Raw genomic sequence first — 19,292 nt, forward strand, 5'->3', positions numbered from 1 at the left:
ATTAGGTAGCTCCGACGCCGATTGTTGCCAATGCGGTTGTAAGTTTTAGCTCGGATACAAGATGGTCAACGGTGTAATGACTCTTGAGATGAATCACACTTTGATAGCTACCCGCTTTACCTGGCTCATCCGTTACTTGCACCCGGGACTCCCGTAGAGGGTATCGAGCCTGCATTTCCCAGGAAAGGTCATCCCTTCCCGTTGTATATTCATCCAGCCAATGCTGCAACTGCCGCTCGCAATCTGCAGCATTCATATAAGCACCCACCTTATCCCTTATCATTACCTTGATATAATGAGCAAATCGAGATGCGCAAAGTATTTGTTGTAACATGGAGCTAATACGCGCATTAGCCGTGGCTGCTTTAGAAGTGAATTGCTTCGGCCTTTGAAGTGATGGAACACTATTAAAGGCGCTGTAAGGAGTATCGTAACAATGACTCAAGCATACATACCCTAAGTCACTTAAATCCCGCTCAGCAAAATCAGTTACCAAAATTGAAGTGGCCATTCGGATCATGCCAGGAGTACTATCTGGCCTATAAGGCACCATTGGTAGCTGGGTTACCAACCCTCCCCCCAAATGATCACGAGCAACTCCTCTAATATGTGAAAACCAGCCAACTTCACTAAATTCTCTTAATAGCACGGTACCCAATGCAAAGCAGGCGTTCCCCCATAAATAATTCTGGCTATGGGGTGCCCGTACCTGTTCCTGAAACCTCAAACCACGATAGGATGAAAACTCCTGATTATAGGGTTCTCTCATTAAAACTTGAGGAAGTGTTAAAGCAATAAATCGGCTGTCTTCCAGGTCCCGAAGGCCATTCCATCGAATGTATTCCTTTTGACGGAATACTTCTGAAAAATTGATAGGCTTTGCTAGATCCGAAAAGTTGTCTACGCCAAAAAGTTGTGGGGCTGATGCACAAACAAACGGTGCAAAGGCTGCGGCTGCAGTATGTGCGATGCCCTGCAAAGTAAAGACATCATCATAAGGGTGATCAGGCAGTGGCCGATGAGATACATAGTAATCTCCAAGTAACAAACCAAATGGCTCACCGCCTGGAGTACCGAACTCTTCATTGTATATAAGATGAAACAGGCCAGATTGGTCAAAATCCGGGGCCCTCTCCATATCCTTCGCCAGCTCTTTCCAGCTGGCATCCAAGAGTTTTATTTTAATATTTTCAGCGTGGGGCGTATCAAACACTAAGAGGGATAGCCCCCGCCAGCTCGCTTCAAGTCTCTGAAACTTCTGGTGATGAATTATGCAATTCAGCTGGTCACAGATTAGTTCATCCAACTCGGCGACAATTCGACCAAGATATTGGCGAACGGAATAATTATCCCTATTTGTACGAGGGGATAATTCTGTGAGCCAATATTCAAATGCAAAAAGGTCATCCGGTTCCTGCAGAAATTTATGTAGCTCTCTCTGCTGCCCTCTCGCCAATTTCTCCGGTAGAACATCTGGTTGATCTTCCGATATTTGGTCATGTGCTGCACGGGGCACCGGTATACTCCAACAAGAATTATTATTTGAATAAATAATGGTGAAACGCTGGCCTTGAACAAGGCCATGTGAAGAGAGAACCCGCCCCTAAGAGCGGGCCCGGAGCCTTATCCCGCAGATGGGATATTTGCCACCATACGCAAGGATGTCGTCAATTCTTCCATCTGTAACCAGGGTTTCAGATAGGCAATCGCACTGTAACATCCAGGCTGACCCGGAATCTCTTTTACTTCTACACGCGCTTCAGAAAGCGGGTACTTCGCTTTCATTTCAGGGCTCGCATCAGGATTGGAGTTAGTGTACTGGGAGATCCACTTGTTCAACCAACGCTCACAATCACCGGCTTCCATAAAGGAACCCACTTTATCGCGCGCCATTACCTTGAGGTAATGTGCAATACGGGAAGTCGCCATTAAATAAGGCAAGCGGGCAGAAATAGCTGCGTTAGCAGTGGCGTCAGGGTCATCGTATGCCTTTGCCTTTTGCGCACTTTGAGCACCAAAGAATACCGAGTAATCCGTATTCTTGTAGTGACACAGAGGCAAGAAGCCTTGAGCGCTTAACTCCGCTTCACGGCGATCGGTAATACCAATCTCTGTGGGGCATTTCTGATCGAGATCCCCATCGTCACTCTTGAACACGTGAGATGGTAGCCCTTCTACTTTACCACCACCCTCAGCACCGCGAATTGCAGTACACCAGGAATTCTCAGCGAATGCTTGAGTCATGGTGGTGCCCATAACATAAGAAGCATTCATCCAGCAGTATTGATCGTGCTCTGCTGGACGGGAAACGCCGTCTTCATCCACTTCAAATTCTTCGAAGTCAAAAGCTTCAATCGGCTTGGTGTTAGCACCATAAGGGGTACGGGCCAGGGTACGCGGCATTACCAAGGTGACAAAACGGGAGTCGTCACTGTCACGGAAACTGCGCCACTTGATGTACTCGGCGGATTCAAAAATACCGCCCAGATCTCTCGGTTTGGAAAGCTCCGTGTAGTCATCAAAACCAAACATGCCGGCACCGGCAGCTGCAACAAACGGACAGAAGCCAGCCGCAGCAACATTAGACATCTTGCTCAGAAGCTCGATATCCTCAGGGTGGCTGGTGAACTCGAAATCCCCGATCATTACGCCGTAGGGCTCACCACCCGCAGTACCAAACTCTTCTTCATAGATTTTTTTGAAGGTCTGGCTCTGGTCGAACTCAACTGCCTTATCCAGGTCGCGGAAGAGCTCACGCTTGCTCAAATTGAGCATGCGGATTTTCATGGTAGCGCCAGTTTCCGAGTTCATGACCAGGTGATTCAGACCACGCCATGATCCTTCCAGTTTCTGGAATTTCTCGTCATGCAAAATCGCAGACAGCTGCTGGGACATGGCCTTATCAATCGCGCTAACAGCTTTCTTGATGGTCTGGGTCAGGTTGCGATCCCAGGTGACCGTCCCTTTCATTACTTGCTCTGTCAAATTCGCAAGCAAGTCTTGTGCTTCTTGAGGCTCAGTTTGTTTAGTTGCCGCAATCGCCTGGTCTAGGAGACTCGCCGATTGCTCTTCAGCTTCACTTCCTGCAACATTTTCTACTTCAGTGCTCATTCTGAGTCCTCTCCTTTATCCTCATTCAAGCCCAACTGGTCAGAGATAGCGCTGACGTTTTCTGTGCTCTTGAGAATATCCTCAAGTACTTTTTCAAGCTCCTCAGAGCGATCAGCTTTACTCAGCAGATCACGCAGCTTGCTACGGGCTTCAAGCAATTGCTTTAGTGGCTCAACCTGCTCAACAATCTGCTCCGGCGAGAAGGCGTCCATGTTGTTGAAGTCGAGATCAACAGCCATCTTGCTACCGTCACCAGTCAGGGTGTTTTCAACCTGCAAGTTCAACTTTGGGTTTACTTTACCCATTACGTCGTTGAAGTTATCGCGGTCAATTTGGATAAACTTACGATCTTTCAGAGCTTTGCGATTCTCGGCATTATCACCAGAGTAATCACCCATAACACCCGCCACAAAAGGAAGCTCCTTTTTGACTTCGGCTCCGTTAGTTTCAACATCGTAAGTGATATGTACACGCGGCTTACGCACGCGCTTAAGTTTGTTGTGGATGCTTTCAGACATCTAAGGTCTCCTTTCCGACTTTAGGGACTGCTGTTCTCAGTTAATTACCAACCAGTGCTGGCTTCTTCTTGCGGTTGCTCACCCCAACCTTCATCAGAGACTGGCGCGGATACACTTTCAGTAGGTGTATCTGCGGCAACCGCAGGAGCTGATGACGTGCCACTTGTAGTCACTGGTGGGGTTATATATTTTTGTGTATCCGTGCCATCGAGACGAACTCCCGTCAACTGGGAGTAAAGCGCCTTCGACTGATCATCAGGTAGCAATTCAGACATCAATTGTGAAACGGTCATTCGTCCCCAGCCTATCAGCCTCTCCAGGCCGGGCGCCAGCGGCGTATGCGGCTCATAGGTACGAAAATACTTTGCCGCCTGCTCAAGCAATTTTAAGGCATCTTCTCTGGACACTACCGGACCGGTAGGGACAGCTACAGCAGAGGCAGCCACAGAAGTAACCGCTGCTGCAGCTGCATTTCCAGCTTGAACTTCCCCAGCAGACTCTTTTGATGATTCAGACGCCACATCTTCTTGAGTCTGCTCCATAGACTCCAAGTGCGTCTTATAAATAAAGCGGCTTGTCCGCAACACCTCATCCAATAGAGATGAAATATTCGTGGATGGGGGGGCATCATGGCCGCAGCTTTGTCGCAGGCTATCATTTATGGTCTTAAAGTGCCCCAGCGCTGCCTCGATTGTCTGGACGAGGTTTTGAGCCCATTCACCGCTCGCACTGTTTACACATTGATCAATCTGCTCAAGGTTGTAACCCAGCGTTTCTATTCGAGCAGCCTTGGCATCGTCATCTGCAATTCTGTCAGCATCCCGAGCCTGTTGGAATTGGAAGAATGAATAGTCCCCATAATCCCCTTCGGGAGTAATACCGGCACTGCGAATAGGCATTAGCAAGGTGCCATCACCACCATCACCATTCAAACCTGTCAGGGGTGCTACTTTTGTCTCAAGGCCATCTTCGTCTGGTAAGGGATACAGACCTTCCCAATATTGCTCTACTAACGAGTCGATCACCTGCAGGCCATCTCTCAAGCCAATAAAGCCATGTAAGCGAATCAAGGCCTCGGTATACCAGCTGGCAACCTCCAAGTCCTTACTCTTTTTCCCTAGGATATTTTCTGCAGCTTTTGCTACATCCCTCCAAGGTGCGAGTAGGTCTGTGTCTGCATCATCGAACATTGCGGAGCGTTCAGCAGCCCTTGCACTGTTGCGAGCATCTTTGATCGAGTAATAATCAGAAGTTGGCGAACGATCCTCTCGGATATCTTCCCCTACGGGATTATCCTCTGAGATTGGAGCAACTAATTCATCGATATTTATCGTGTTTGGGAATGCCATCAAAAAAGGCCCTTATACCGAATCAAATCCTTTAATCAGAATTCTGAGAAGAGTACACGTTGTAGATATCTAATCAAGGCAAATAATGCGCTTGGTACCTATTACTTTAAAAAACATGTTCAGTTGACAATTTTACGCTATTTATTTTTGTTAGATTTTGGCTTCTTATTCCAAGCTATTACATCGGAACTAATGTTGGATCGCAACTGGCCGTATTAGCTACAAGTGTAAATGTGGTAAAAATATGCAAAAATTCAGTTCTACTTCTCTCAGAATCTTGAATAGATGACCACAAAAACACGGAATAGAAACTGTCCTGACATTGAAAAAATGTGACTAAGTAGTGAACTGGCGTTTCTGTAATATCAGCAGACATCTCATAAATATGTCCACTATGGTTACCCCCTCTCAACACTTCTGGTCCTGATATAAGAACACCATTCTCCACTCTGGTCAGGCATTGCTGTATTTGGGCTTTTCCAAAATGGTCAAGTAACAAACCTTGGGGGAGCTGACTTCGTTCCTGTCTCAATACAATCAAGTAGCGACTCAACTCTGGACTTCCCGCCTGAATTACCGCTTCCCGATTCAAGCTATCAAACTTTTGCCACCCCGAAGGAACCCCTATAGAAATCGTTCCCTCTTTATCTTCTAAGAAGGTAAGAGTCGGGGGCAAAGGAGATTCACCATAATTACTAGACTTTGCAGTACAGTGTATCAACTGATCATTCTGATAGAGCTGAGTGTGCCAGCCAGCCAACCAGAATTTATTCACTAACTGGCGGGCTTCCCCTCTATCATCCGTAGATTTGATTTGTGATTTTACACCTGTCAGAAGCCCCTTTATCTGACTAAAATTCAAGCCAAATTCGCGTCCTAATGCAGCTATTGCATAGCGTCGCTCCACAGAACTTCTTTTCTCCCCAGTAAAAATTATTCCGTAAGACATATCAGCAACCTTCGCTTCCTGCTCTGATACCTTCTTGACAAACCAGAGCCTTTGCTCCTTCCTTCTGGTTTCATTCTGCCCTTTCGCTTCATTAAACTGACGCTCTGAGGCAATAACACTTAATTAGATGTAGGTTGTTTTCTTCTAAATCAATGAAGCACTTTTACTTTATACTTCTGGTACAACGCACTTAAAGCTGATGCTTTCTGTAAGGAAAATAAATGAGAATAAATAAATGGGAGGTAACCCAACTCTCGTAACTTTAAAAATTTTTCCGCTTCAAGCTTTTGTAGCCTCGATTCAGAAATGCAATATACCCCTGTAAATTTATGTTTAAGGCCATCAGCCAAATCTATATTAATTATCTTTTCTTCTAGCAAATTGAACTTCTGCAAAATATCAACAAATTTCCAGACCTGCATCCTATTAAAGTGGCTTTTTTTTAGCCGGCGCTGTATTTCTAAGAGGTCTTTGCTTGCCTTTCCATCTACCTCAAATAAACTAACACTAGGAGAAGTGCATTTACCGGCGGATAGGAGCGAAGATTCGATACAAATATATGCACTGGAAAAATCATTTTGTTTATACTTCAAACAAAAAGGATAATTACGAACAGATTCAGGAACATATTCCCCTTGCCACTGCTCTTCTTGCCAGAAAAGATTTTCACCTGGTTTCACACCAAGCAATGCACTACTTTCAAGCTTCCCAGAGTCTTTTGACTTAGCAAATATGATAGGGCATGCATGCGCTACCGGTGTAAACTCAGTCAAAAGAATTGAACAAACATGTAAATTTTTACTGTGGGAAAGATCGCTTTTAAGTAATCTAACATTACGATGCTTTTTCTTATCCAACACGACCCACTGTTTCACATTGCGCCCCCACACCCTAATTCATATTTTGCTGCAATCGTACACCAAGCATTGAACTGTACAGTTCTGGGCTCGGCAATGACGGGCATAACAAAGTTGTCGGGGCCAAGTGCTGTGACCCCTCGCTCCACCACAGACTATATGCGGAGTAGCTACTTTTGCTCATCTGCCCTAAAAGACCTGCAAAGCCTCTTTCCAGACTATTCGATTGGCCTGTGGAGACGACAAAGTCCCCCTGTGCTGGAGGCAGAGAGATAATGCCCGCTCTGTCAGGGGGAGCACTAAACGCCTCACATAATTGGTCTGCATGTAGCATATTTTGTAGCGATGTAATTGCTAATTCCGACAAGCTCTGGAACCAGCTCTTAGCATCAGACATAAAAGCAAATGCATCCACTACCGGGGATAGAGGAGCAGCAAATGTCAACGGAAAATAGCGCCCAACACTATCCACACTAGGCACTAAAATTCCGGCCCACGCATTGGCATCAATGATGCCTTTGCTGTGGACAAACCTCCAAACAGGACTGGTCAAGTAGTAGTCCAACCACTCTTGACCTACGAGTTCACGAGAACCAAATACCGCTCGTTGTAACCAGCCATCCCATACAGTGACAAAACTACCCGGCAGCTGCCGCTGAACAAAGTCCCCGTGACCCGGCAACTTACCAAAAATACCAACTGTATTTTGCAAATCATCTACTCCGTCTACAGGGTCTCAGGGCATCGATATCCGCGCAGTAAACTGCGGTCGAACGGATTGTTTACATTAGATGCAATCAATTTAAATTGAGCCTTTCGCCCTTCCTCAGAGAAAGTGACAAAGTGCTCTGCATTACTTCGCCCGGCTTCCAAATCTGAGCTCGCTAGCAGTCTGTACCATGCCCAGTCCCCTTCAAAATGCTTGCGATGAACAGTCTCATTCAGATCTTCAAAGATAATGCGGACACGATTACTTTCACCACCACGCCAAGTCAGCTTTTTAGTGGTTTTAGGGCCATGGGAGTATGGAACTCGCTGCTCTCCAAGTTCAAGTTCAAACAAACGAACACTGGAATCCAGTTTCGTAGGCTCAATACGGAAGGAGTAAGAAGCTCCTTCGCCAGCACTGAAGAAAGTTTTGCGAATACGTTCAGCTCGACGCAACTGGGAAAGAGCTTCCCTTGAAAGGCTAATGCCCTGCCCTTCAACGTATTTGATTTTCCAATTTCTGGTATCCACAAATGGCTTCAGATACTGATTGACAAATTTCTCCTCAATACCACCTGGCTTGAAGTACTGGTTAAACTCCATCACCGGCACTTCCTGATCACGGTCGCTACGCAGTGGGTACCGGTTTGCCAGGCTATTGCTATAGCTTTGATACACCTCTTCACGCCAGACACGGTTGATATGCGCCTTAGTCTTGGCCATTACCAGCCCCCAAGCGCTGTCAGCAATATCTGTCAGCCACTGGTCAAAAGGTGCTGGCGCATTAGCAGCCTTAACCCTTAACTGTTTAATCGCATCGCTACCGCCGGCAAAACGCGCTTTGGCACGTCCAAAGGCCGCTTGATTCGAATCGGGAGCGCTGTCGATCTCGGTGAGGTATTCCTGAATTTTATTAATAGTATCCAGGTATTCTTGGATACGCGCTGGTCGCCCCTTCTCACTCTGAGTGATTCGCTGGACCTCCTCAAACCTAACATCAACAATGTTTGGCTTGTAATGATCCTGCAAGGCACTGGTTGCACTACCCAGTGCGGCTTGTCCCAACTTTCGAGTAGTACTGGATACAGGTAGCGGTACCCCAGAAGCATCGACTGGAACCTCAGGACGAAGAGTCAGACGAGTGTTATCTGAAGTTATCTCAGTAATCGCAAGCAGGGGTGAGTAAATAGGATCAGACAACTTTGACAACACATCCAATGCCTGTGAAGTGCTACCAAATCTCTGAATTTTGAACCCGCCAAGGAAACCCTGCCAACGCTGTAAGTACTCCCCAAGATAGATTCGTTTTACTTCCTCACCAAGCTTTTCACGATCGGCTTCGGTAAAGTCCTCGCCACTCAGATCTCCACCATAAATCCAGCGCTCTTCAGCCATATTTGTCATCAGCTGAGAGTCCGCTCCAAAGTCCAGTTCTTTATAACCCGCCTTTGTATAAAGGAAGGGAATCGTGAAGTTTGGATTATTGGCTCCCATACCAAAAATTTGCTGAGTGTCTCCACCAATTTCCTGGTAGAGATCTACAGGGGTCAATCCGAAGTCACTATTTTGTAGTTGAGCAAATAACCGCTGAGGTACAGGGATACGACGCAGTTGCTGTCGCGCGCGAGCTACCACCCTCTCATTCTCTTCAATTGAATTGGGGAGAGGCTGAATAAATAGTTGATCCAGGTGGTAGCGCAGCTCTTCCTGCCTCCCGGCTTCACCGGGTAACTGACGCTCCCAGCGAGCAGTGTAATAAGCCTCTATGGTTTTCAAATCCATTTTATCTGGATTAAAAAACATCAAATAGGTTTTGAGAGTACTTACCAAAGCGGGATCATTACTTCCGAGACGACTTAAGTCACTCTCTATATCACGAAGTAAAGCGGGAAGATAAATAGTTTCTAATTTATGGCGATAGAGATCATTTGCCGCAGTATCAATTCTGGTGTCATAAAGCCCCAAATTGCCAATCCACGGATGTTCCTCACGGTCGTAGACCGCACTAGCCCGCTTTAAAGGCTCTAACAAATTTAAGGCACTGATGGGCGTAATATTTTTGCCTTTCAGCTCACTCTCTGCTCCTTGGTATGCGCTGAGATTATCGCTAACCTCTCCCATGGATAATTTATTCTGTGCGAGACTGCCACTCCATAAGAAAATAGCTCCGACAAAGCCTCCCGCCAAAGTAGCAAAAACTCCCCGGCGTAACCAAAGGTTAGCTGACTCAATCCGGCGATTAACGCCCACTAATTCAGCCTCAGGGAAAACGACATCCTTCAATAGTCGATGCAAGAAAAAGCTCTTACCAACACCCTGGAATTTTGGCCCGACGCTACGCTCTAGTCCAAAATCAGCAGTTACGGAGGACATCATACGGTCAACAGGACTGCCCTCCTGAGTGCCACTAGTAAAGTAGACCCCTCTGACCATAGGGACGGTTTCGTAACGATTTGGACCGAAAGTCTGCTTTACAAAATCTGTCAAAATATCTGTAAGGCTTTCCATTCGGGCAGGAAAACCTTGCAACAACGCCCGCTTCTCTACATTCCTCTCCTGATGAACACGCCACAATACGCGTTGGTTCAAACGCTCTATCAGCTGCTCAAATTCTGCTTTGAAATTATCGAGAGGGGCCCCTACAGTGGCGTTAGCTTCACGGGGAAAACTCATTCCCCAAACTTGCTCACGCTCAGCTTGAGAGAGGTTGTCGAAAAACTCTGTAAACCCTGCAACTAAGTCACATTTTGTGAAAGTGAGATAAATCGGGAAGCGAATACCCAACTCTTGTTGCAGTTCATTTACACGCTGGCGGATAATTTTTGCCTGGTGTTGGCGCTGCTCTTCAGTTTGCACCATTAAATCTTGCAAGCTAATTGCAACCAGAGCACCATTGATCGGGCGGCGGCGGCGGTATCTTTTCAATAAGCTCAGAAAAGCTTTCCAAGCGCTATTATCGTAAACCCGGTGACTGTCCTGAGTCGTATAACGCCCTGCGGTATCAATTAAAACTGCATCATTGGTAAACCACCAATCACAGTTACGGGTGCCCCCTACCCCACCCAGGGCTTCCTTCCCATGACTCTGCGCCAGAGGAAATTCCAACCCGGAGTTCACCAGGGCTGTTGTTTTACCACAACCGGGAGGCCCAATAATGATGTACCAGGGAAGCTGATAAAGGGAAACTTGTCCCTTGTCAGATTTAAACCGAGCACTACGTAATACACCCATCGCTTCACGGAAGCGACCAGAAAGAGCATTCAACTCTTCCAGCGAGCGTTCTTCGTCTGGATCTGTAGAATCGGCTTCTTGTGATTCCTCAATGCCTTTCATTAAAGCCTGGTTTTGGCGTCTCTCTACCAACCATTGGCTGATATTCCACACAAGCCAAATAGCAAAAATAAAAACAATAATAGTTAGTCGGACAGAGTGAGAAAGCGTGGCATTATCACTACCAAACTTAATGTAATCAGCCGCAAACCAAATGAGGAGGGAAAGAGCTGAGAGCCCTATGAGCCCCAACACCCACTTATTGGTAAAAAAGTTACGCAAGCGTTTCATGAATTGCTCCGTCTTCCAGGGTATCGACCATACCCAGGATCAATATCAGCCCGAGTGTTACCCTTCTCCTTGCGGAGACTCATCATCACTTTTGGACAAATCTAAAATCTGGTCTGCGACCGGTGTCGTCGTTTCATAGAGCCACCAGCGATAACCACTATAAGTTGCAAGTAACAATCCCAGGACAACACTCATAATCACCCAGAGGGGTATATAGTGAATCAGCCGGGATTTTCGCTCTACGCATCCTTGCCAACGCGGCGAAAGATCTCGGTCCATTGGCTGCTTATGCTGTTCAATTGTTCTGTAGAGCTCATCACGAATCTGTTCTATTTGTTCGTGTCCACGCTGTACGAGCCGATACTTACCCTGAAAGCCCAAGCTCAAACACAGGTAAAAAAGCTCAAGGAGTTCCAAATGACTTGCGGGAGTTTCCAGCATGCGCTGCAAAATGACAAAACACTTCTCCCCTCCAAAAGTCTCTTTGTGAAATAGGCTAAGTAGAGAGTGCTGGCTCCAACCGCTAGCTGTACCCCAAGGCGTGGTCAAAACAACCTCGTCCACGACAGTACATAGTAAGTAACGGGCTGTTAGCACTGATTCAGGTGTTAAAGCCAGTTGCTTTGCCTCACGCTCGAAGCTTTGGATTTCCGTAGTAAGTCGCTTGTGCAAATCAGGTACGTTGGCGTGATTCATCGTTGTGCGCAATTTGATAATTACGCCTAACAATTTCGAAGCCGCAGACACCAATGGATTAAGACTGTTGCGGACTTGAGCCTCGACCGGGGCATCTTGGCTGGCAAAGAACTGTGGCTGAGCCTGAGCTGCTGCCGGTGCCGCTGCGGCACCGGGTGTCGGTATCAAAACCGTTCTATCCCCAGCATTAGGGGCCCGTGGAGGAGTAAAGCTGTCATTACTCATATTAATTATTCCTTATGGCCCAGAGTTCCATAGTTAATCCAGGGAACTCTGCGCCCAGATGCACTGCAAAACCACCCGAGCGAGTCATGGCCTGCCATAACTCTCCACTACGCTCCACCTCAAAGTAAGTAAACCCTGCGTGATAGGGGATTTGTCGAGGAGCCACGGGAAGGGGGCGCAGAGTCAAGCCGGGTAACTGTGCAGAGATAAGTTCTCTAATCGCCTCGACAGGGGCAACTTTTGCCTGCGTGGGGAAGCGGCTGCGCAATAGATCGCCAGGCATATCCGCTTTTGCGGCCATAATAAAACTGGCTGATTTTAATAATGAAGGATCAGTAACCGGCGCAACATATATCCCAAATTTGCGCTGCACCAATTCCATTGCAATCGCTGTTTGCTCCAGCACTGTGGAGAGCGACTGCCTAAGCGCTGAAAACAGCCCAGCAAAGCTTACTTGCAGGTCTTCATGTGCATACACTGGAATTTCTGGAGGGCGCTTAGACTGAGCAGTAAACGTCGAAAGTTCGCCTGCCAACTGCAATAATTCAAGAAATAAGTTGTGCGGATGTAATCGGGGCTGAGCCGTGATCTGCTTTAATAAGGGTTCAAAGCGGTTAATAACCTGCAGTAACAAATAATCAGCAATTTCTGCAGATCCGCTTCTTCCGCTGTCGCTCAAACGATGACCCAAAGCCGAGCCTCGATGGTCGAGCAATCCTTTTACTTCTTCAATATATGCATTGATAACTGCAGAAGTCTCCGCATTTAACAGCGGTGGGATATAGTCAGAATCAAGCTCTACCGGCTTTTCCGGTTGGCGCTCTTTAATTCGAGCAACCCCAACCGCAGCATAGCCACTCAAATCATCACTACCTAATTTGAGACAAGCTCTTAACTTTCCGACTTGGATACGCGCAGACTCACCAGAAGACGCCGCACTATTACGGGCATCAAAGTTCGAAGCCTGATAACGTGCCTGCGGGAAATCCTCTTGATCTCGAATCGACTCCTGACTACCTGGGCGCTTCATCGGCACACATAGGTAGACTATTTCATCACGAGTATTAACCGGAACATCCAGAACATCCGGCAAATGCTCATTTTCAGGGGCAAGTATCGGGGTACCATCGGGAAAAACAGCTTTCACTCTCGATAGAGAAATTTTTCCCATCGATAATGGCTCACTATCGATCGCCAGCTCTACAATCCCCCAGGTATAAGGCCCGAGCGGAGCTGTGCGCGCTTCGACAAGCTGTTCGAGATAGCGATCCTGCTGTTGAAAATGCTGAGGGCGTAAAAACATGCCCTCGCTCCAGATCACTTTATTGTTTGCCGACATAAATGTTCCTTAAAAAGCTCTCGTAATATTTCCAGGGCAGCAATTTTTAATGCCTGGGCAATAATTTCTGCCCTATTGAGACCGCTGCATATCCGGGAGCGTTTTTTTCATTCTTTCATAATCTTCTTTGGAGATTGTTACTGTTTCCCCACTATCATCTTCACTGCCACGAGTAGTCAATTTTGCTCGACGACGCTTGGCAATATCATCTGGCGAACCAATTCGCACATCGGCCAGCGATACTTCATATTCATTTTTTTTGTGGTCTGTAATTGGCAGCACCATTAGTGCCTCTGCATCCTGATACTGTACAAACTCAGCTAGAAGCCCGATATATTTTACGTCCGGCGTTAAAGCCAGCTCTTCTATACGCTGTTCCCCTGGAGCAAACTCTTTAAGGATTACAGTATCAATCAAATCCTTGCCGAGGCGGGATTGAGCATTCTCGTAAAGGTTAAGAAAATCTTCACGGGCAAACTGGCGCTCGTCCGCGAGCATAAACACTCGTATAACAACGGGAGAAGCTCGACCATCATCATCTGGGTTCACGTCATTCTGTGTCTCTACAACCAACTCGAGACTGGTATCCAGATTTAGAGTCCGCCTCGTTGTTTGACAACCAACAACTGCAACTGCCAAAACAGTGATTAAACTGACCTGAAATAATTTTTTAATCGACACAAGCAATTCCTTCTTTTCCGTCAACTTATTAATTTTTAATGCTTCGCGCATTTTTTAACTCTGATAATTGATTTTCATAAGTAACTGCAAATTCATCACCAAACAATTTGCGATAGCAATTATCCGGATCACCAACTAGCTCCCTGTAAATTGCAGTAAATCCTTCCCATTTTTTTGCATTTTTGTTTCCAAAAACGCCGGAAGTATTCCCCAGTCTGCGCTCAATATTTTCCGGGCTAAAGAATTTGAGCATGGCGTTGTAACCTGCTCTCATTCCAGCCAAAACTGCAACTTGATGATCTGACAAATCATCAAAACTATCCTTCACTGCCTCAGCGGGATTCATAAAAGCACCGGTACCCGCAAACATGGCTTCCAATGCATCCCGTTCCGTAGCACTAAATTTCAGCGGATTATTAGCTTCCGTTTGAATCATGGTTCGCTGCACACGCAGCTCATTCTTAATGCTGTTTCTTGCGCGCAAAAGGTCAATAAGACGAGCTACTGTTTCCCGGACAATTTCAGCTGCTTGCTGGTCCGCCTGTTGCAACTGGACCGGGTTCATATTCAGGCCGAGAGTAGATGCAAAAACGCTCCCCCCTGAAGAACCTGTGGGCTGAGTTACTGGGGATTGCTGTAAATGCGAAAACTGCTGAGCTTGGGCAGCCAAATCCGGTTGTGGATTTGGTTTTGGCTGTAGTTGCGGTTGCGGTTGCGGTTGCGGTTGCGGTTGCGAGGACGATTGCCCGGAACCAAACCCTGGAGCGCCATCAACTTGTTGCCCCTGCATAGCAGCGAAAGAGTCTGCAAAGGGGTTATCTTGAGCAGGCGGAGAAATTGGCTGCTGATTAAATCCCTGGGGCTGCCCTAACGGCTGAGATTGCATTGCCTGTGGCTGTGGCTGTGGCTGTGGCTGCATAGCCTGAGGTTGTGGTATCGGAGTTGCGACAGGTTGCTGTGAAATCCCCTGGAAAGCACCCATAGGAACTTGCGGCTGCGGAGATACCACTTGAGATTCAGGCACCGCAACCGTCTCAACGACAGGTTCCGGTACCGGCTGGGGATTTATTTGCATTGAGTGCTGGTCAGCTGGCACATGATCATCGTCACTACCATCTTTCCACCACTCATCATCAGACCATTGATTACTGGATTGCTGCTGACCCGTAGAACCCACTAAGCCACCGACGGGTGACATCTCAGGAGCAGCACCAACAAGACCAGACGGGTCAGATTGGCCAAAGGCTGCAAGTGGGTCCAGAGGGCCCGATTCCGAGGTGAGAAGACTATCGCTAGTTGGGGTATTAGCCTGATTACCCAGCCCAATCGAGCCCCACTCCCCAGTTTGAGCCACATCTGGCTGCGGGCTGGAACCCGGCTCAAGCCAACTATCCAATTCTTTCGCTTCTGCCTGGCTTTGCATTTTTGCCATGGCATCCGCGCTGAATGTTGTTCGATCCGAGGTATCGAGAAAATCTGCACTTCCCAGACCTTTGGGAAGATCTCCCTCTTCCTTAGGCTGTCGCAGTGAAACTTTTAATTTATATTCCCCGAGAACGATCATGTCGCCCTCTTTTAATGGGACTTGATTTCCCTTTCCTAACGGATTTTCTGAATCATTGTAATAGGTTCCATTAGTACTAGTATCTACCAGAAAAAACTGATTATCGGTAAAGGAAATCTGTGCGTGTTTTGAGGAAACCACTCGATCTGGATCGGGTAAAACCCAATAATTATCGGCAGAGCGACCCAAACTGCCACCAGCTTTCGTGAACAGTTTTGTATGTTTAAGCATATTGGCGCCAGAAGGGTCGGCCAATACTGATAGAATTAGATCCATTTATTCCTGACTCACAATAGTGGTTTATTCATAGTCTTCAGGTAGATTTTTGCCTGCATATTCCTGTAAAGATCCAACCCCTACACTTACACCCAAGGGCCTTTGAGTGTACCGCCACTCAGAGAACTAAAGCTCGGAAGAATGACTTGATCCCGCCCTTGCACCGAACGCATAGTGCTAATGCCAGCCTGCATAAATTTTGCAGCTGCCCTATCTGTCAGGAGCGCTTCTGCACAGGGCGTCAATAATTCGCCATTGGGTAACTTGCGTAAATGAAGGGGTAGGTCTTCATAGCTTGCAGACGAAGGCGGCTGTAATTTTCCAGTTTGAGAAAAACCTTGGCAAACAGCTAAACCCAACAAATAAACACTATTACCCCAAAGATAATATTCATGACCCTGCTCTGGGGTTAATTCTTCAAAATTGAAATACTCTGTTGTAGAGGTATTTTTCCCAAAGGGGAGTCTGAGCATAAATCTGGGAGCAGCCAACGCAACATGCTCACTAGCAGAGTATTCACGGACCGCCTGCCAACTTTCCGCAAACTGATCGCTCAACGGATAGTACCAATCATCAGGATCTACTGAACCTGACAAGTTTGGACAGCCTGCTAATTTTGGATCCCCACCCAATAAAAGTGCACTTCCCGCAGCTTCTGCAATCGTGGATAAATCTATCAGCAGGTGAAGGTCTCGCTCCTCATCAGTAACAAAGTAATCCCCTATGACTAAGTTATAGGGGATATTTCCAGAAGCTGTTTCACGCTCAACCAGTAACTTAAATGTCTGCGACTTTTCCAAGTCGCTTTCGGCTTCAGCAAAATCAGCTAGAAGCTCTTCTTTACTAACGTCTATTAAGTAAAAATCCAGGTTCCCGTGCTCTTCGACACGTCTCAGTAAAAGTTGCAGACTCAGCCAACTAGCCTCTAACTGACGAAAATCACTGTGATGCATCAGTTTACGCATCGCATCAGACGTAGCTTCAGCCAGGGCATTTAGATATTCACCCTGGCGAGGGTCCTCACTTTTCTGCACGTAAGGAGCGACAATATCTTTGATTAGCTGGTCAACCTGGAAAGTATTTTGACCTTCCTTTGCATTACGCTCTCGACCTGCAGCCAGGATTTCATCCAATATCGACTGCTCGCTATCGCGCTGAGCCAAGCCCTGCTGAGTGGCTAACTCTGGTTTCCACTGTTGAATTTCCTCAGCAGCCTGCTGGAACTGACGCGGATCGAGCAGCCTGCGCTCCAGCTCAATAAACTTCTTAAACAGTGGCAAACGGCTATAAAGGTAATCTGGGTGCAAATCATCAAAGCATGGTAATCCCAGCGGGCGATCCAGTACGGGTAACTGCAAACTCACACCTAGATCAGAAAAAACGCCCTCAAAGGTATCGCGGTTCAACAGGTATACCCTTCGACTGGAAATCGTTTCGGGTTCACACTGGCGGCGACTCGCTCTCCCGCTGAAATCACCCAGGATCGCAACTTTCAATCTATCAGTGCCAAAATCCATAACTGGTTTTTCCTTATTGTTATCGCCAAGGATCTGAAATCCCGTTGAAATGCTGGGCCTACTCACAATTTGTCACCTGCTGACAGGGCTTAATTACCCTACTTCTTATGGCCTTTTAACGCCCTCAACCCGACATTAGGTTTTAGCTAGGCAGTTTCTTTTGGTTCTTTTTCGACTTTATTTGCTTTTTTAGGGCGACCACGCTTAAGCGGTCGCACTCTTTGGTTAACAATCTGCTCAATTTTCTCTTTAAACGCATCCCCGCCAAGCACATGGCCTAACTTAATCGTTTCAGCGATATAGTCGAGCAACTTTCGATCAAAGCTATACTGAAATAACTTCCTGTAAGATTGTGCCCTCTCCATCACGGTATTCCCTAAAGAAAGATACAAACGGTGATCCTTAATCAAATTATCTTTCTTAATGTTTGTGTGATGGTTAAAACTTGACCATTCATAGTCTTCAAGAGAATCAGCTAACCCCAAATAGAGGGGACGTAACTCCACATACCGGTAACACGTCAGTAAGTACGCATCAGAATCAATTAAGCTGGACTTATAACGCCCCCGCCATAGTGTTCCTGAGCGCTTGTAACGGTGATTAACAAATTGAACATAGCGACGTCCAAGGGATTGCATCATAGATGATATCCCATCCGGTATCGTGGGCGTAGCTATGATCTGAATCATATTGGGTAATAAAACATATGCGTGAACGTCAACGCCATATTGGTCTGACGCGTTACGCAAACTAATCAAATAATATTGGTAATCTTCCTCATCAAAGAAACAGGGCAGATTATTGTGACCTACCTGCACAATATGTTGAGGAACGTTTATCAAATTGAGCCTGGGCAAACGGGGCATTTTGCCTATGGGTCCTTTTTTAGCTGGCTAAAAGCCTTTTCTGTAGAGAGGTAAAGCTCTTATTATCGCAAATCAGTGAAAAGTATTTCAAACTTGGCATGCGAGCAAGTTAACATTACCTTCGGTGATCGGTTGTAATAATATTGCGCCGCATTGTATTGCTTTTTATTAAAGGGGAGTTGCACCAGACATGGATCAAATTAGTCTGGCGGTCAACGGGCGTACTGACATTGGTCAGGTTCGTGAGGAAAACGAAGATAGTATTCGCTGGTACGCATCTGCGGAACAGCCTTTTGCCTATATAGTGGTGGCCGACGGCATGGGCGGTTACACCGGTGGCGCAACCGCCAGTAAAATTGCAGCTGAGACGGTTCAAGCCCACCTCGATGACCTGCTGAAACACACTTTTTTCTCCTGCACGTCTGAACAGCAACAGCTTATATTGCGCGCCACCCTTATCGACGCAGTCAACAGCGCAAATACAGCTCTAATCAACACCAAAAACCTGAACCCCCAGTTTTCCAATATGGGAACAACTTTGGTTGCCGCGGTCATGTGGCGCGACTTTTTAATCGTTGCACATATTGGCGATTCTCGCGCATACCTGTGGAACAATTATGGATTGCAGCGCCTTACACGAGATCACAGCGTTGTACAGGAGATGATTGATTCAGGTCAATTAACCCCCGAGCAAGCCAAAGAGTCCAATGTTCGCAACCATATTACCCGTGCCTTGGGGGTTTCCAGCTGTGTAGAGGCGGATATAAATAGCTGGAAACTCACGCAAAACGCACTCCTTTTGTTATGTAGCGACGGGCTCACTGAATATCTTGATGATCATGCGATAGAGCGCGTACTGGCCACTCATCGTCCGGCATTAGAGTGTGTATATCGTTTTATTGACGATGCTAATCGCCTAGGAGGGCGCGACAATATTACTGCAGGAATATTGGAATATTCTTCACAATCATTGCGTCAAATTCTACCCCACGAACAAAGTGTTACCGAACGTCCCAGCTCCCCCGACGTAACAATCCGAAAGTTACACCGCTGATTTGATTTATCGGACACTACA

Annotated in this window: 15 protein-coding genes; 1 reads left to right on the forward strand and 14 read right to left on the reverse strand. The window is 46.8% G+C overall.

All coding sequences use genetic code 11. The features are described from left to right. Position 1: 1 nt before the first annotated feature. The 14 genes from tssC (ACJJIN_RS16305) to ACJJIN_RS16370 all read right to left on the reverse strand — a co-directional run bounded on the left by tssC (ACJJIN_RS16305) (position 2) and on the right by ACJJIN_RS16370 (position 18,217). Positions 2 to 1,516, reverse strand: a complete 1,515-nt coding sequence (gene tssC, locus ACJJIN_RS16305) for a type VI secretion system contractile sheath large subunit (RefSeq protein ID WP_444895422.1) — start codon at positions 1,514 to 1,516, stop codon at positions 2 to 4. A gap of 107 nt (positions 1,517 to 1,623) precedes the next feature. Continuing rightward, the gene (gene tssC, locus ACJJIN_RS16310) at positions 1,624 to 3,111 is read right to left on the reverse strand and encodes a type VI secretion system contractile sheath large subunit (protein WP_444895423.1); all 1,488 of its coding nucleotides are present in this window, start codon (positions 3,109 to 3,111) and stop codon (positions 1,624 to 1,626) included. After that, complete coding sequence (tssB, locus tag ACJJIN_RS16315; RefSeq protein WP_413664115.1) at positions 3,108 to 3,629, reverse strand: type VI secretion system contractile sheath small subunit; 522 nt, start codon at positions 3,627 to 3,629, stop codon at positions 3,108 to 3,110. The genes tssC (ACJJIN_RS16310) and tssB overlap by 4 nt, the downstream gene beginning before the upstream one ends. Before the next feature lie 44 nt (positions 3,630 to 3,673). Beyond that, on the reverse strand, positions 3,674 to 4,978 hold the full coding sequence (tssA, locus tag ACJJIN_RS16320) for a type VI secretion system protein TssA (protein WP_444895424.1): 1,305 nt from the start codon (positions 4,976 to 4,978) through the stop codon (positions 3,674 to 3,676). A gap of 178 nt (positions 4,979 to 5,156) precedes the next feature. After that, complete coding sequence (locus ACJJIN_RS16325) at positions 5,157 to 5,927, reverse strand: hypothetical protein (RefSeq protein ID WP_444895425.1); 771 nt, start codon at positions 5,925 to 5,927, stop codon at positions 5,157 to 5,159. A 149-nt stretch (positions 5,928 to 6,076) separates the two neighbouring features. Further along, positions 6,077 to 6,802: a SapC family protein gene (locus tag ACJJIN_RS16330; protein WP_444895426.1), complete on the reverse strand. Its 726-nt coding sequence runs from the start codon at positions 6,800 to 6,802 to the stop codon at positions 6,077 to 6,079. Between the two features lie 16 nt (positions 6,803 to 6,818). Further along, entirely contained in the window at positions 6,819 to 7,496 is a 678-nt protein-coding gene (gene tagF / locus ACJJIN_RS16335; RefSeq protein ID WP_444895427.1) for a type VI secretion system-associated protein TagF, read from the reverse strand. Positions 7,497 to 7,510: 14 nt separating this feature from the next. Continuing rightward, positions 7,511 to 11,053 carry a type VI secretion system membrane subunit TssM gene (gene tssM / locus ACJJIN_RS16340; RefSeq protein WP_444895428.1) on the reverse strand — a complete coding sequence of 1,181 codons (3,543 nt, stop codon included), beginning with the start codon at positions 11,051 to 11,053 and terminating at the stop codon, positions 7,511 to 7,513. 57 nt (positions 11,054 to 11,110) lie between these two features. Next, on the reverse strand, positions 11,111 to 11,974 hold the full coding sequence (icmH, locus tag ACJJIN_RS16345; RefSeq protein WP_413664109.1) for a type IVB secretion system protein IcmH/DotU: 864 nt from the start codon (positions 11,972 to 11,974) through the stop codon (positions 11,111 to 11,113). Between the two features lies 1 nt (position 11,975). Beyond that, on the reverse strand, positions 11,976 to 13,313 hold the full coding sequence (gene tssK, locus ACJJIN_RS16350; RefSeq protein WP_413664108.1) for a type VI secretion system baseplate subunit TssK: 1,338 nt from the start codon (positions 13,311 to 13,313) through the stop codon (positions 11,976 to 11,978). Positions 13,314 to 13,385: 72 nt separating this feature from the next. Then, complete coding sequence (gene tssJ, locus ACJJIN_RS16355; RefSeq protein ID WP_444895429.1) at positions 13,386 to 14,045, reverse strand: type VI secretion system lipoprotein TssJ; 660 nt, start codon at positions 14,043 to 14,045, stop codon at positions 13,386 to 13,388. Continuing rightward, a complete protein-coding gene (gene tagH, locus ACJJIN_RS16360; protein ID WP_444895430.1) occupies positions 14,023 to 15,834 on the reverse strand; it encodes a type VI secretion system-associated FHA domain protein TagH in 1,812 nt (603 codons plus the stop codon). The genes tssJ and tagH overlap by 23 nt, the downstream gene beginning before the upstream one ends. 86 nt (positions 15,835 to 15,920) lie before the next feature. Next, on the reverse strand, positions 15,921 to 17,351 hold the full coding sequence (locus ACJJIN_RS16365; protein ID WP_444895431.1) for a type VI secretion system contractile sheath domain-containing protein: 1,431 nt from the start codon (positions 17,349 to 17,351) through the stop codon (positions 15,921 to 15,923). A 146-nt stretch (positions 17,352 to 17,497) separates the two neighbouring features. Beyond that, complete coding sequence (locus ACJJIN_RS16370; protein WP_444895432.1) at positions 17,498 to 18,217, reverse strand: transposase; 720 nt, start codon at positions 18,215 to 18,217, stop codon at positions 17,498 to 17,500. A 190-nt stretch (positions 18,218 to 18,407) separates the two neighbouring features. Between ACJJIN_RS16370 and ACJJIN_RS16375 the strand changes: the two genes are divergently transcribed. Then, positions 18,408 to 19,271: a Stp1/IreP family PP2C-type Ser/Thr phosphatase gene (locus ACJJIN_RS16375; protein ID WP_444895433.1), complete on the forward strand. Its 864-nt coding sequence runs from the start codon at positions 18,408 to 18,410 to the stop codon at positions 19,269 to 19,271. Positions 19,272 to 19,292 lie beyond the last annotated feature (21 nt).

The organism is Microbulbifer maximicatervae (SeqCode), from assembly GCF_052467505.1.